Genomic DNA, 14499 nt, shown 5'->3' with positions numbered 1-14499 from the left:
TTGGCGGTTGAGGGTTGGCGTTCGGTGCCGACCTTCAACCGCCAACGGAACCGCTAACTGCCAACTTCCAACCGCCAACTACCAACCGCTAACCAATATGGCCGACAGCAATCTTTTCGATAAAATCCGTATCGGGGTCGCAAGCCCTGAAGACATCAAGGGCTGGTCTTACGGCGAGGTCAAGAAGCCGGAGACCATCAACTACCGCACCTTCAAACCGGAGCGGGACGGGCTGTTCTGCGAGCGCATTTTCGGCCCGACCAAGGACTACGAGTGCACTTGCGGCCGCTATAAGAAGATCAAGTACAAGGGCATCGTCTGCGAGCGGTGCGGTGTCGAGGTCACGCGGAGCAAGGTTCGGCGCGAGCGGATGGGCCACATCGAGCTTGCCGCCCCTGTCTGCCATATTTGGTACCTGAAGGGAGTCCCGTCGCCGCTGGCGCTGGTCCTCGATATCAGCCCGCGGCAACTTGAGAAGGTCATCTATTTCGCGAGCTTCATCATCATCGAGCTGGACAGTGAAAAGATCCAGTCGATGCTGCCGACCATCCTGGACGCGGTCGAGCAGGAGAAGGTGGCCATCCAGGCCCAGATGCGGCAGCTCGAGGTGGATTCGCTGCAGCGCCTTTCCCAGGAGATGGTCGACAACCCGGACGAGTACTTCGACGAGTCGTTCGTTCGGGACCGTATGAAGGCGAACTTCGACCGCATCCGGGCCGAGTACCGCGACGCGGACGAGCGGGTCCGCGACCTGGACATCGCCGCCGAACTCATCGGAAAGCTGGAAGTCAACCAGCTGATCGAAGAGGACAAGTGGCGGGCGATCAGCAAGATGCTGGACCAGGTGGGCCGGCGCCTGCGCACCGACCTCGCCACGCTCGTCCGTGCGAACATCGGCGCCGAGGCCGCGAAAGAGCTCTTGAACGCGGTCGACCTCGACCGCATGGTCAAGGAACTCCGCAATGAGATCGTCGTCACGACCAGCCAGAAGCGGCTCCGCGCGATCAAGCGCCTTGAGCTTGTCGAAGCGCTGATCAACTCGCGCAGCAAGCCGGACTGGATGGTCCTGGACATCGTCCCGGTGATCTCTCCCGAGCTTCGCCCGATGGTGCAGCTTGACGGCGGCCGCTTCGCGACCTCCGACCTCAACGACCTCTACCGGCGCATCATCAACCGCAACAACCGCCTGAAGAAGATCATCGAGATCCAAGCGCCGGAATCGATCATCAACCACGAGAAGCGGCTGCTGCAGGAAGCGGTGGACGCCCTGATCGACAATGGCAGGCGCTCGCGCCCGGTCGTCGGCAGCAACCAGCGCCCGCTGAAGTCCCTCAGCGACATGCTCAAGGGTAAGGAAGGCCGGTTCCGCAAGAACCTGCTTGGCAAGCGTGTCGACTACTCTGGCCGCTCTGTCATCGTCGTCGGCCCGTACCTGAAGCTGCACCAGTGTGGCCTGCCGAAAGAGATGGCGCTCGAGCTCTTCAAGCCGTTCGTGATGAAGACGCTCGTCGAGCGCAAGATCACGCAGAACATCAAGACGGCCAAGCGCATGATTGAACGCATGCACCCGGCGGTCTGGGACGGCCTCGAGGACGTCATCAAGGAGCACCCGGTGTTGCTAAACCGTGCGCCTACGCTGCACCGCCTCGGCATCCAGGCTTTCGAGCCGATCCTCGTCGAAGGCAAGGCGATCCAGTTGCACCCGCTGGTCTGCCACGCTTACAACGCGGACTTTGACGGCGACCAGATGGCCGTCCACGTGCCGTTGAGCATCCAAGCGCAGGCCGAGGCCCGCGTGCTCATGCTCTCGACGCAGAACTTGTTCTCGCCGGCCGACGGCCGTCCCGTGTGCTCGCCGATCCAGGATATCGTCCTCGGCTGCTACGCGCTGACCTACACGAACAAGGCCTCGGCAAAGCGGTTGCAGGACCAGGTCGACGCTTACGCGGCCGACCCCGAGAAGAACCCGGCGCCCTACGTCTATTCCGGGCCGGACGAGGTGCTCTTCCGACTGGAGAGCCCGAACAGCGACCGGATCGGTCTGAACGACCCCGTCCGTGTCCGTCTGAAGAGGCCCATCTTCCGGCCGAAGGACGAGGTCGATTACCGCGACCCGCAGACGGGCGTGGAGTACAAGATCCACTACAGCCGGAACGAGTTCGACGAAGAGATCAAGGAACTCGTGCCGTTGCCCCAGGAGTTCGAGACGTTCATCTCGACGACGACTCCGGGCCGCCTCATCCACAACCTGACGCTGCCCTTCCCGATGCGCTTCAGCGACAAGTTCCTCCAGGTCGAGCTGACGAAGAGGGCGATCGCCGACACCATCGTCACCTGCCACCGAGAGGTCGGCACGGAAGGCACGATCAAGCTTCTGGACGACATGAAGGCGCTCGGCTTCAAGTGGGCCACGAAGTACGGCATCAGCATCGCGCTGACGGACATGGACCCGCCGCGCCGCCGCCAGGAGATGTTGGACGAGGCAGACAACCGATCCGATAGGATCCTCGAGCAGTTCCGCCGCGGCCTCATCTCGTTCCGCGAGATGCAGGACAGCCTCGTGCGGCTCTGGGCCGGGACCTACGACGAAGTCGGCGGCGCCATCGTGGACTCGATGCGCCAGGAGAACCCGCTCTCGATCATCACCGTCAGCGGCGCGCGCGGCTCGATAAAGCAGCTCACGCAGCTCTCCGGCATGCGCGGGTTGATGTTCAACCAGTTCAACGAGGTTATCTACGAGCTGCCCGTCCGGAACTCGTTCCAGAAGGGCCTGAGCATGCTCGAGTTCTTTGTGACGACCCACGGCGCCCGCAAGGGACTTGCCGACACGGCCCTCCGCACCGCCGACGCGGGCTACCTCACCCGTCGCCTCGTCGACGTCGCCCAGGACGTGATCATCCGCAAGAAGGACTGCGGCACGACCGAGGGCATCCTCGCCTGCCGGCTTACCTACGAAGGCAAGACCATCGAGACGATCTCCGACCGCGCCGAAGGGCGCATGTCCCTCACCACGGTGAGCGACCCCGAGACCGGCGACTTGATCCTGCCCTTCGACGAGCTCATCACCTCCGTGCACGGGAAAAAGCTGGACGCGGTGGAGACCCGGTATTCCGATGAGCGCGAGGCGCTGGAAGACGACGACAAGGCGATCGAGAACCTGAACGCCCGCTACGAGTCGTTCGGCTTCAAGGTGGACGACCACGGCCGCCTGGGCATCCTGGTGCGGTCGCCGATCTCGTGCGAGTTGGACCAAGGCATCTGCGCCAAGTGCTACGGGGTCGACCTGGCCTCGCACAAGGTGGTCGAGGAAGGGGTCGCGGTCGGCATCATCGCCGCCCAGTCGATCGGCGAACCGGGCACGCAGCTCACGATGCGCACGTTCCACACGGGCGGCGTCGCGGGTTCGAAGAACATCGCCCGCACGAACCAGTACAAGACTGGTAAGTTCGTCCGCCAGTTCCAGGAAGACTTCCAGCAGGCGACGCAGACCGACCTCTCGAACTTTGACCCGGGCAAGCTGCTCCAAGACCAGGAGAACACGGTCCGAGAGCTCTTCAGCCAGCCGATCGGCGAGCAGGTCGATGCCCCCAAGAAGACGACCCGCTCCACAAAGGCGGCGGAAAAGGCGGCTGAGAAGAAGGACTCCGACAGCCGCAAGCTCTGGGAGCGGAGCCGGAAGACGTTCTTCTATTCCTGGACCGGCGAGTCCAGCGGCATCGTCCGCGTCGAAGAGATCTTCGAGGCGCGAAAGCAGCCGCGCGGTAAAGCGATCATCTGCCCGGTCACGGGCACGGTCATGGACGTCAAGCGGTCAAGCTTTGGCCGCTGGGTCGTGGTTGAGGCGGAAGTGCCTTCTGACACCCCGATCCGCCAGGCTTACATCGCCCAGCCAGACGGGTGGGCGAGCAAGGACGGCGAGCTGGACGAGAAAGCCATTGCCGCCTTGGAGCGCCTGGTCGGACAGAAGGTGACCACCCAAAACCTCCAGGCCCTGCGAAAGTACGGCATCGAGCGGGTGAAGGTCTTCTTCACGATCCTTGTCCCGCCGCTCGGCAACCTGCCGGTCCAAAAGGGACAGAAGGTGATCAAGGGCGACCCGCTCACCGAAGGCCCGCTCGACCCGCACGAGGTGCTCGACCTGGCCGGCGCCGCCGCCGTCCACGAGTACTTCATCGAAAACCTTCAGTCGGTCTATAAAGACCAGGGCGTCGACATCAACGACAAGCACTTGGAGGTGATCGTCCGCCAGATGCTGCGAAAGCGGCGGGTCGAGAACCCGGGGAACACCCCGTTCTTGCCGGGTCAGATCGTCGACCGCTTCCGGTTCGCCAAGGAGAACGAGCGCGTCCGCACGGCCAAGGCCAGCGGCAAGAAGGTCAAGTACATCGACCCGATCGACGGCCAGGAGAAGGAGCGCGAGCCGCAAGAGGCCACCGCGACCTGGATCTTGCTCGGCATCACCGAGGCCTCGCTCGCGACGGACTCGTTCCTTTCGGCCGCCTCGTTCCAGAAGACGACGCGCGTCCTGACGGAAGCCGCCGTCCGCGGAAAGCACGACATCCTGCTCGGCCTCAAGGAGAACGTCATCATCGGGCGGCTCATCCCGGCCGGTACGGGCGTCAAGCCTTACCGCGAACTCGCGATCGACGTGGACCGCAGCCAGCCGAGTTGGTCGCAACAGTCCCTCACCGCGCTCGTCGAGGCCGAAGACGGCGACCTGCCGATGGCAACGGGCCTGGAAGGCATGTCGCTTGCGGACCTTGCCGCACAGGCAGAAGAGCCCGCGATCGAAGACTGATCCGCGCGGAAGCGCGTTAAACGGGGCGGGCACCCAAGCGGGGCCCGCCCCTTCGCTCTTACTGCGGGGGAGGGGAAGGCGGGCCGGCCAGGGCAGTCGCCCGGTCAACGGCGTTGGCATAAGCGGTCATGCCCGGGAAAACTGTGTAGAGCCTGGCCTCGCCCTCATAAGCCCAGACATACCTCTCAGTGCCGAAGGGCACCCGCTCGACCCTGCCGTCGCGCCAGGCTATGACATAGAACCCTTCCGGGTTCGTCCAACCCTCGTCGCCCTCGCCGCGCTGGAAGTTCGAACGGATGTAAAGGTTCGTGTACGCGGCCAACTCGCCTAAAACGGGGTGGTCGGGCCTCGGCGTGCAGAAGGACACGGGGTTGTCGCGGTCTTCCCGGTCAGAAGCCAACTTTTGGTCCGCAAGCAGGGTCAGACCTCGGGGCAAGCGAACCGGTTGGTTGCCGTTCGCGCGGAGCTGGAGCGCGATCGCTCGGGCCACCGCTTCCGCATTGACGGGGTCGCCCGCGCCAAGGGCGTCAGTCTTCTCTGACAACGATCTCCCAAAGGCGAACCCGGCCAGAGCCAGGCTTGCGGTCAGGGCGCTCAAGGCGAGAGGCTTAAGGACGTGCTTCATCGGACATCAGTCAGTGGGAGGGCAGTAGCGGGGGTATTGGCAGGCGCGATTGGGGTCGACCACGCCGTTGCAGCAGACGGCTTTAATGCAGTCACCAATATAGAGGTCGAACTTGTCGTACATCCGGTAACGGCTTTCGGTGACGAGGGCGCAGTGGCCCGGAGCGATCATGTCCCGGTCGATGCACCGATAGATCTGGTACGTGGCCTCAAGATCAATGTAGGAATAGTCGCCGCACGTGTTGGTGTTACAGGCTTGACAGCTCGGGCCCTGCTGGCCGCACATTTCCGACTCAGCCGGAATCGAGCGGAAGCCAGCAAGGGCACCGAACCCAAATGCAGACAAAACAAGCGTGGTAAGGGCAAGCCTCACATTCTTAGGAACGCCGAACCATCAACTATTGCTTGGGTATAAGGGCCTGCCTGAATTTTGGCGGGGGTCTAGGAGGCGTAGGGATCGGGGCTGAGCTGGAAGGGCAGGTTGGCCAAAAGGTCCTTGACATTGCGGGCAGGATCAGGCACAATACCGATCCGCCCAGCCGAGGCTGGGGCGCGGGCTTTCGCGAGAAGGTCGTCCCATGGGAAGCAACCGGACTTGAAAACGAGCCGAATTGATCCGATCGGGGCCTCTTGCGGAAAGCACGCGAGGGGCTTCTTGGTTCTGAAAAGTCCGTGCCCCCGGAACGGGAAGTAGACGAGAACACATGCCGACGGTCAACCAGCTGGTCCGCAATGGGCGGACGCTTCAGAAGACGAAGAGCAAGTCGCCGGCCCTGAAGCGCAACCCCTTCAGGCGCGGAGTCTGCACTGTCGTCAGAACGGTCACCCCTAAGAAGCCGAACTCAGCCCTGAGAAAGGTCGCCCGCGTGCGCCTCACGAACGGGATCGAGGTCACGGCCTACATCCCCGGTGTCGGGCACAACCTGCAGGAACACTCGGTCGTGCTTGTTCGCGGAGGCCGCGTGAAGGACCTTCCCGGCGTCCGGTACCACATCGTTCGAGGCACCCAGCAGACCGCCGGGGTCGCTAACCGTAAGCAATCCCGAAGTAAGTACGGCGCGAAGAGGGCCAAGCCCGCCGCTAAGTAAGACCTATGCCGAGAAAAGGACCCGTCCCACCCCGCGTCATCACTCCGGACCCCATGCACGGCTCGGAGCTTCTACAAAGGTTTATCAACCGCCTCATGCTGGCCGGCAAGAAGTCGAAGGCCGAGCGTATCGTTTACGCCGCGCTGGACATTGCCGCAAAGAAGGCAGAGGTCGAGCCGATCGAGCTTTTCGACAAGGCCATTCAGAACGTGATGCCCACCATGGAAGTCCGTCCCCGACGCGTCGGCGGCCAGAATTACCAGGTGCCGATGGAAGTTCGCCCCGCCCGGCGCCGCACCCTTGCGCTACGCTGGCTGGTCGGCAACGCCCGACGTCGAAGCGGCAAGAGCATGGTGGACAAGTTGTCCGGCGAGTTCTTCGACGCCTTCAACAACACCGGCAACTCGGTGAAGAAGAAGGAAGACACGCACAGGATGGCCGACGCCAACAAGGCGTTCGCGCACTACCGGTTCTAGTGCTTGCGTTTTCCGCAGCCGTGTGCAACCCCTCTCGTTCAGAGAGGGGTTGCGCTTTTTTACGGCCCGGTCACGGGGCCGGGGCCCGCTTCCGACGTTACGACGGCATAGATGTCGATTAACGAAGAGATCGGTCTGGGGGTCATTGGGTTTGGCAGCTTTGCCATGTTCGCGGTGCAGCAGTTCGAGCAGCAGGAGGGCGTGCGCGTAGCGGGCTTGGCCGGCACTCACCGGGAGGCGGCTTATGCCGCGGCCGAGCGGTTCGGGGTGGGCGAGCCGATCGATATCGAAGACTTGGTCGCCCAAGAGGACGTGGACATGGTCTACATCGCCCTGCCTCCCTTCCTCCACTATGACGCCGCGAAGAAGGCGCTGGAAGCGGGGAAGCACGTCTTGGTCGAAAAGCCGCTCGCGATCTCGGTGGAGCAAGGACGGGAGCTTGTGGCTCTGGCGGAGAGCCGCGACCTCCTCTGCGTCGTGAACCAGATGCAGCGCTACAACCCACTCGCGGCCCAGATCAAGGCGGTCATCGACCGAAAGCCGCTGGGCGAGGTCTTGTACGCGCGGTTCGAGAACCTCGCCGCCGACGGCGGCCTGAAGCCCGACCACTGGTTTTGGGACAGGGAAAAGAGCGGAGGCATCTTCATCGAGCACGGCGTGCACTTCTTCGACCTTTTCGCGATGTGGTTCGGCCCTGGGGAGGTCCGAGGCGCGAGCCGGTCGCTCCGCCCGGGCTCCAACGTTGAGGAGCAGGTGACGTCAATGGCCCGCTTCGGCGAGGTCGACGCGTGGTTCTTCCACAGCTTCACCCAGCCGAGCCGTGCCGACCGCCAGCAAATGCGGATCGTCTTCGAGCGGGGCGAGATCGTGACGGAGGAGTGGGTGCCGACGCGGATGACTCTGACGGCCATGACCGGCGACCGGGAAATCCGAGAGCTCAAGAAAATCTTCCACCGCGCGCACCTCGAGGCCGAGGAGCTCTACCGTGGCCAAGACCGTCAGGTCGAAGGGCGGTTCAAGGTGTACGACGCGAGCGAGAAGCTGACGATCCGCAAGGGCTGGGACCAGAGCAAGTACTCGGTCTACAGCAACTGTGTGCGGAGCCTCTTCGCCGACCAGTGGGCTTGGATCCGCAACCGCGAGAACCAGCGCTTGCTCACCGAACAGGATGGCCTGAGGGCGCTGGAGATGGCGGAGGCGGCCGACCGGATGGCGCGGCAAGGGAGCCCTGGAGACCAGGGCTCCCCGCCTTACCTGCCGGTCGAAGGGTAGTTCTCGGTCGGCGAGCCAGCGGTGCTGGATCCCGGGGTGTTCGTCCCGGTACCTGTTCCCGTTCCGGTTCCATTAGGGGCCCCCATGCTGCTCGTGCCCCCGGTCATGTCTGTGTAGCCTGTGTTGTCGTCAGCCACGAACCGGAGCGTCATCACGTCCGCCGACGCGTTGTTCGCGGAGATGGTGATGGTGTCTGGCCGTCCGTCGACCCCCAAGGTGACGGTCCCCGTGGCGTCCATGACGGCAGCTTGCCCTCCGCCCGTGTCGATCTTGATCGGGATCTCCTGGCTGTTGGCTTGTCCCCACCGGCCGGAGAACGTGGTCTGGCCAAGCATCGGCCCCCAGAACGCCAAACGTAGGGTGTTGTCGTTCTCCATTCTCACTTCGGCGACCTCAAGGTTCTGGCTGTTGGTGCCGCGCGACAGCGTGCCCGTGCCTCGCAGCAGGCCAGAGTAGTTTGTGAGCTGCCCTTGGTCGGTCGTCGTCCCCGAAGTCGTTGCCGGGGTGTTGGCTCTCGTGGGATCCGTGCCTGTCGCCATATCGCCCTCGGTGGGCGCGCATCCGACTGCGGCTAGGAGGACGGCGACCGTAGGAATTAGTATTCGCATACTGTCGTTGAACGCCTTTTATGCCGCTGGCAAGGAAAGCTTAGGGGACCCTTCCGATAAAGTTTCGGGCCTTTGATCCAGCGGAGCGCGGACTCGTTCCAGGCCCGACCTCACCCTGGCGCAAGACATTGCATCTAGATAACAATTTGCGGCCTTCCGCGCGAACGGGCCGAGTCCGGACAGGGTAGGCGCCTGCCGGAAGTGATGAAAATGCTGGGGCAATGGGCCCAAGTTGTCGTGTATCCTGGGCCGCACTTTGGAACTCCGTACCATGTGCACCCCGAAATTCGCCAGGAGGACGGCGCTTGCCGCCCTGTCCTTAGTCGTCTCCGGCTCGTTCGCTACGGCGAGCATGAAGTTCGAGGACGACCTTGCTCAGAGGCTGGCTTCCCCCAGCAATCGACCGCTTAGCGTCGTCTTCTACCTGCGTCGGCAGCACGCGGCCGAGGCGGCCGAGCTCTTGGCACCGAAGTACCGCACCTTAATCGATCTTGAGATGGAGCGGGCGCGTCGCCAGGTCGAAGACCTCCGTGCCATGCCGTCGCTCTCACCGGCCGAGGAAAGGGCGGCGATCGCGGCAGGGAGGTACTTGGCGGATCCCGCGAACGTTGCGGGAACCGCGCGCAGCGTCGACCGGTTGCGGCAGAGTTATGGCGACGAGGTCGCGGCCTATGCAAAGGGCGCCGCGATCTTCGACTTTGCCCACCTGCGGGGCATGGTCAACGCTTACGGCGGGCGGGTGATCGGGGAGACCACCGCAGTGAGTACGCTCGCGGCAAGCTTGAGCCCGGCCGGGATCCGGGCGCTGGCGGCGGACCCGATGGTGGCCTTCGTCGGCCTGGACCACGTGGGCGCGCCAGAACTCAACACGTCGGCCCAATCCATCGGCGCCACCACCTTCTGGCAGGCTGGCTTCACGGGCGGCACCTATGACGTCGGCACCCTGGACACGGGCTGCCTCCGCACCCACGCCGCGTTCGCGGGCAAACGGTTCGAGGGGCCGCAGACCGTCGACCCGGACGGCCACGGGACGCACGTGACCGGCATCATGGCCAGTGACAATTCCACCTACCGCGGCATGGCCCCCGGGGTGGACACGATCAGCGTGGCCCAGGCGGGTGCGGACTCCACATCGATGGTCGGTATGAACGCCCTCATGACAACGATCCTGGAAAGGGCGGAAAGCGTGAACTACTCTTTCGGGAACGGGACGGCGAACTCGAACGACTATGCGGGAATCGACCAGTTCTTCGACGGCGTCTGCGACACCTTCGAGGTCATGGTCTCCAAGTCGACCGGCAACGGGGGCTTCAGCACGGGGATCACGATCACCCACCCCGCGCCTGCCTTTAACCTGTTGGCCTGCGCGAACCTGAGCGACCAAGAGAACACGAACCGCGCGGACGACTTGATCAGCAGCTCCAGCAGTACGGGCCCGACCTTTGGCGGTCGGAAAAAGCCGGACATCGGCGGCCTGGGGACGGCGATCACGGCCCCGTACAACAACGGCGGCTATGCGTCGCTGACGGGCACGAGCATGGCCGCGCCGCACATCGGGGGCTGCGTCGTACTCTGCATCAGCGCCGGCGTTCCTGGCCCCATGGCGGCCAAGGCGCTCTTGATCAACACGGCGGAAGCGATCGACTCTCGGAACACCTCGACCACCGCGGACGACGTCCGAGTGCCGGGCTCCTTCTGGGACAAGCGCTATGGCTGGGGCTACGCGAACATGTCCTCCGCTTTGATCCACGTGCCGGACGTCTTTCTTCGGACGATGGACAGGCCCGCACCGGGAGGGAAGAACTTCAAGCTCTATAAGGGCCAGATGTTCCGGAACGAGAAGGCGACCCTGGTCTGGAACCGCCATGTCGCGTACAACGGGAGCACCTATCCCTCGATCGTCCGCGCGCTCAGCAACCTAAACCTCCTCGCCTATGGCTCCGAGACGAACAGCCTCCTGGCCGGGAGCACCTCGGCGATCGACAACGTCGAGCAGGTCTCGGTCGGTCAAGACGGTGAGGTCGTGCTGAAGGTGGAGACGCAAGGCGCCTTCGACCCCGCAGTGGCCTCGGAGCGCTACGCGCTGGCGACCCAGGAGAACTTCAGCGAGGCGGTGGGGCCAGTCGCGTCGGCGACCTTCTTCCGGCAGCCGAGCGGCTCTTACCTGGGCCAGTTCGTCTGGCGGGTCACGGTGAAGAACACGGGCGACCTTCAGATGTCGAACACCGAGGTCCGCGTGAGCGGCTATGACATCGTGAACGGGGAGAACCCGAGGAACATCGGCAACCTGCGCCCGGGCGAGGAGCGGGTCCTGGAATTCATCGCGAAGCGGCGGATCAGCCCGAACGCTCCGGTCGTGAAAGCGGAAGTCTTCTCGAACTCCTATGGCGAGAGCCTCGCCTGGACCCTAGTCCAGCCCGGCTCTTATTGACCTTGGTCCCCCTTCGCGGGGGGACCCCTGATGGATTATCCGGCCCCTTTTCGGGCCGGTTCCAGGGCCCTGTCAGGTTCACGGGGGCGTTCTGAGGGGCGAGAAGCCTATGCCGAAGGCCCCATTTCTGGCCCAGGGCCCGGGAACGCTTGATTCACGTGGAATGTCCTGGTATCATGCCGTTCCGCCTCCGGGTGTAGCACCTGGAGACGAAGCCTCCGGGCGAGGGTTCTTTGACATCCGCATAAAGGGAAGTGGACGCGCGTTTAAGGCACCGAGTAAAAGAACGCTTTACGAAATATAAGCTACGTAGGGTGTGCGACGAATGCCTAGGGACAAGTTGCCGATGAAGGACGTGCAAGCAACGATATGCCTCGGGGAGCGGCACGAACGCGATGATCCGGGGATTTCCGAATGGGGAAACCTGGCGGGGGTAATGCCCCGTCACCCACTCCTGAACACATAGGGAGTGAGGAGGGCACCGGGTGAACTGAAACATCTTAGTAACCCGTGGAAGAGAAACCGAAGGGACTCCGTAAGTAGCGGCGAGCGAACGCGGACCAGCCTAAACCAGTGGGCTTGCCCACTGGGGTCGTGGGGGATCCACCAACTTCCCTCAAGCTGAGGGCTTTGAAGGGGCGAGCAGGGACTGACCTGCCTGCCTTCGAGACGAGCCTTGAGCTTGAGGAGGTTGGAAAAGAAGACGCGTTTTGGGATAACGGAACGTTCTGGAAAGGACGGCCATAGAGGGTGACAGCCCCGTACCTATTAAATCCCAGACGGATTCAGGGTCTACCCGAGTAGCGCGGAGCACGAGGAATTCCGCGTGAATCTGCCCGGACCACCGGGTAAGGCTAAGTACGACTTGTCACCGATAGTGCATCCAGTACCGTGAGGGAAAGGTGAAAAGAACCCCGGGAGGGGAGTGAAATAGAACCTGAAATCGCATCACCCGCAAACAGTCGGAGCGCCATGTCCGGAGTGATCCGGTCAAGCGTGACGGCGTGCCTTTTGCAGAATGAGCCTGCGAGTTGTTGGCAGTGGCAAGGTTAAGCGGTTAAGCCGTGGAGCCGGAGGGAAACCGAGTCCGAATAGGGCGTCTAGTCATTGTCAGCAGACCCGAAACTGCGTGATCTAGCCATGGTCAGGGTGAAGTGGTGGTAACACACCATGGAGGCCCGAACTCATTGACGTTGAAAAGTCTCGGGATGAACTGTGGTTAGTCCGGTGAAATGCCAATCGAACGCAGAGATAGCTGGTTCTCCCCGAAATGCATTGAGGTGCAGCGTTGTCTGTTGTCACACGGGGGTAGAGCACTGGAAGGGCTAGGGGGCTTACCCGCTTACCGAACCCTACCAAACTCCGAATACCGTGTGATTAAGGCAGCAGTGAGTCTACGGGCAATAAGGTCCGTGGTCAAAAGGGAAACAACCCAGATCGTCAGTTAAGGCCCCTAAGCGGCGGCTAAGTGTGAAACGATGTGAGTCCGCGTAAACAGCCAGGAGGTTGGCTTGGAAGCAGCCACCCTTTAAAAAGTGCGTAACAGCTTACTGGCCGAATGTGGATTCGCGCGGATAATGTAAGGGGGCTTAAGCCGCCCGCCGAAGCTACGGGACCCCGCAAGAGCGGAGGTCGGTAGGGGAGCGTCGTGTGTGCAGCGAAGCGGTAGCGTAAGCAGCCGTGGAGCGCACTCGAGTGAGAATGCAGGCATGAGTAGCGATAACAAAGGTGAGAATCCTTTGCGCCGAAAACCTAAGGTTTCTCCGGCTATGTTCGTCAGACGGAGGTTAGGCGGTCCTAAGGCCAGGCCAGAAGGCGTAGCCGATGGATAGCAGGTAGACATTCCTGCCCCGTGCACAGTGCGATGAGGGACGCTTTCCCAAGCTCCAAGTGGACTGTTGGTAGTTCCACGTAAGGTGAGGGGGGGCCGAGAAAAGCTCTAAGCTTCAGCTGTGTACGACCGTACTGTAAACCGACACAGGTAGGTGAGTCGAGGAGACTAAGGCGTTCGAGAGAACTCTCGTTAAGGAACTAGGCAAATGGGCCCCGTAACTTAGGAATAAGGGGCGCCCCGCAAGGGGCCGCAGCTAAGCATCCCAGGCGACTGTTTACCAAAAACACAGGTCTCTGCTAAGGTGAAAACCGAAGTATAGGGGCTGACGCCTGCCCAATGCTCGTAGATTAACAGGAGGTGTTAGGGCAACCGAAGCACTGAATCGAAGTCCGAGTGAATGGCGGCCGTAACTCTAACGGTCCTAAGGTAGCGAAATTCCTTGTCGGCTAAATACCGACCCGCATGAAAGGCGTAACGACTTGGGAACTGTCTCAACGAGAAGCTCGGTGAAATTGTAGTGCCCGTGAAGATGCGGGCTACGCGCAGATGGACGGAAAGACCCCGTGGAGCTTCACTACACCTTCGGACTGTCGTTTGGGTGTGGATGTAGAGCGTAGGTGGGAGCTTCGGCACCAATGGAACACCACCCTTCTGCATCTGGACGACTAACCTGACCCGTTATCCGGGTTGGGGACACTCCGTGGCGGGTAGTTTGACTGGGGCGGTCGCCTCCCAAAGTGTAACGGAGGCGTACAAAGCTGCCCTCAGCCTGGTCAGAAATCAGGCGTCGAGCGTATAGGTATACAGGGCGGTTGACTGCGAGACCTACAAGTCGAGCAGGTGCGAAAGCAGGTCTAAGTGACCCTCTGGTGGTGCGTGGGCACGCCAGGGTTCAACGGATAAAAGCTACCCCGGGGATAACAGGCTGATCTTGCCCGAGCGCTCACAGCGACGGCATGGTTTGGCACCTCGATGTCGGCTCGTCACATCCTGGGGCTGCACAGGGTCCCAAGGGTTCCGGAGTTCACGGATTAAAGTGGCACGCGAGCTGGGTTCAGAACGGCGTGAGCCAGTTCGGTCCCTATCCTCTGTGCGCGTAGGAAACTTGAGGAGCGTCGCCCTTAGTACGAGAGGACCGGGGTGAACGAACCTATGGTGTACCAGTTGTGCCGCCAGGCGCAGACGCTGGGTAGCCAAGTTCGGATCTGATAAGCGCTGAAAGCATCTAAGCGCCAAGCAGACTCCAAGATGAGGTTTCCCATATTAGTAAGGCCCCTGGAAGACCACCAGGTGATAGGCCGCACGTGTAAGCATGGCAACATGTTCAGCTGAGCGGTACTAATTGGCCGAGGGCTTAAATACAAAGCT

At 62.2% G+C, this 14499-nt stretch carries 8 protein-coding genes and 1 rRNA gene; 6 read left to right on the top strand and 3 right to left on the bottom strand.

Annotated elements, in window-relative coordinates:
- Window positions 1-97 precede the first annotated feature (97 nt).
- The gene (gene rpoC, locus KF733_09335; GenBank protein QYK55205.1) at window positions 98-4798 is read left to right on the top strand and encodes a DNA-directed RNA polymerase subunit beta'; all 4701 of its coding nucleotides are present in this window, start codon (window positions 98-100) and stop codon (window positions 4796-4798) included.
- Window positions 4799-4856: 58 nt separating this feature from the next.
- Here the strand turns inward: rpoC and KF733_09330 are convergent, their stop codons facing one another.
- Entirely contained in the window at window positions 4857-5423 is a 567-nt protein-coding gene (locus KF733_09330; GenBank protein ID QYK55204.1) for a hypothetical protein, read from the bottom strand.
- Between the two features lie 6 nt (window positions 5424-5429).
- Window positions 5430-5795, bottom strand: coding sequence for a hypothetical protein (locus KF733_09325; protein ID QYK55203.1), 366 nt, complete (start codon window positions 5793-5795; stop codon window positions 5430-5432).
- A 331-nt stretch (window positions 5796-6126) separates the two neighbouring features.
- On the opposite strand from KF733_09325, the gene rpsL reads away from it, so the two are divergent.
- The 3 genes from rpsL to KF733_09310 all read left to right on the top strand — a co-directional run bounded on the left by rpsL (window position 6127) and on the right by KF733_09310 (window position 8258).
- The gene (gene rpsL, locus KF733_09320; protein QYK55202.1) at window positions 6127-6510 is read left to right on the top strand and encodes a 30S ribosomal protein S12; all 384 of its coding nucleotides are present in this window, start codon (window positions 6127-6129) and stop codon (window positions 6508-6510) included.
- 5 nt (window positions 6511-6515) lie between these two features.
- Window positions 6516-6986, top strand: coding sequence for a 30S ribosomal protein S7 (gene rpsG / locus KF733_09315; GenBank protein QYK55201.1), 471 nt, complete (start codon window positions 6516-6518; stop codon window positions 6984-6986).
- A 111-nt stretch (window positions 6987-7097) separates the two neighbouring features.
- Window positions 7098-8258 (top strand): Gfo/Idh/MocA family oxidoreductase, encoded by a 1161-nt coding sequence (locus KF733_09310; GenBank protein QYK55200.1) that lies wholly within the window; start codon window positions 7098-7100, stop codon window positions 8256-8258.
- Here the strand turns inward: KF733_09310 and KF733_09305 are convergent.
- The gene (locus KF733_09305) at window positions 8237-8866 is read right to left on the bottom strand and encodes a hypothetical protein (GenBank protein QYK55199.1); all 630 of its coding nucleotides are present in this window, start codon (window positions 8864-8866) and stop codon (window positions 8237-8239) included. The two genes, KF733_09310 and KF733_09305, sit on opposite strands and share 22 nt — an antisense overlap.
- Before the next feature lie 271 nt (window positions 8867-9137).
- Here KF733_09305 and KF733_09300 point away from each other — a divergent pair, with 271 nt between their 5' ends.
- Both KF733_09300 and KF733_09295 read left to right on the top strand, forming a co-directional pair.
- Window positions 9138-11297, top strand: a complete 2160-nt coding sequence (locus KF733_09300; protein QYK55198.1) for a S8 family serine peptidase — start codon at window positions 9138-9140, stop codon at window positions 11295-11297.
- Between the two features lie 298 nt (window positions 11298-11595).
- Window positions 11596-14493 (top strand): 23S ribosomal RNA (locus tag KF733_09295).
- The last annotated feature ends 6 nt before the right edge of the window (window positions 14494-14499 follow it).

The organism is Fimbriimonadaceae bacterium, assembly GCA_019454125.1.
GTDB lineage: Bacteria > Armatimonadota > Fimbriimonadia > Fimbriimonadales > Fimbriimonadaceae > JALHNM01.
Note: the sequence above shows the minus strand (reverse complement) of the source record. Positions and strands in the feature narration are given on the sequence as shown.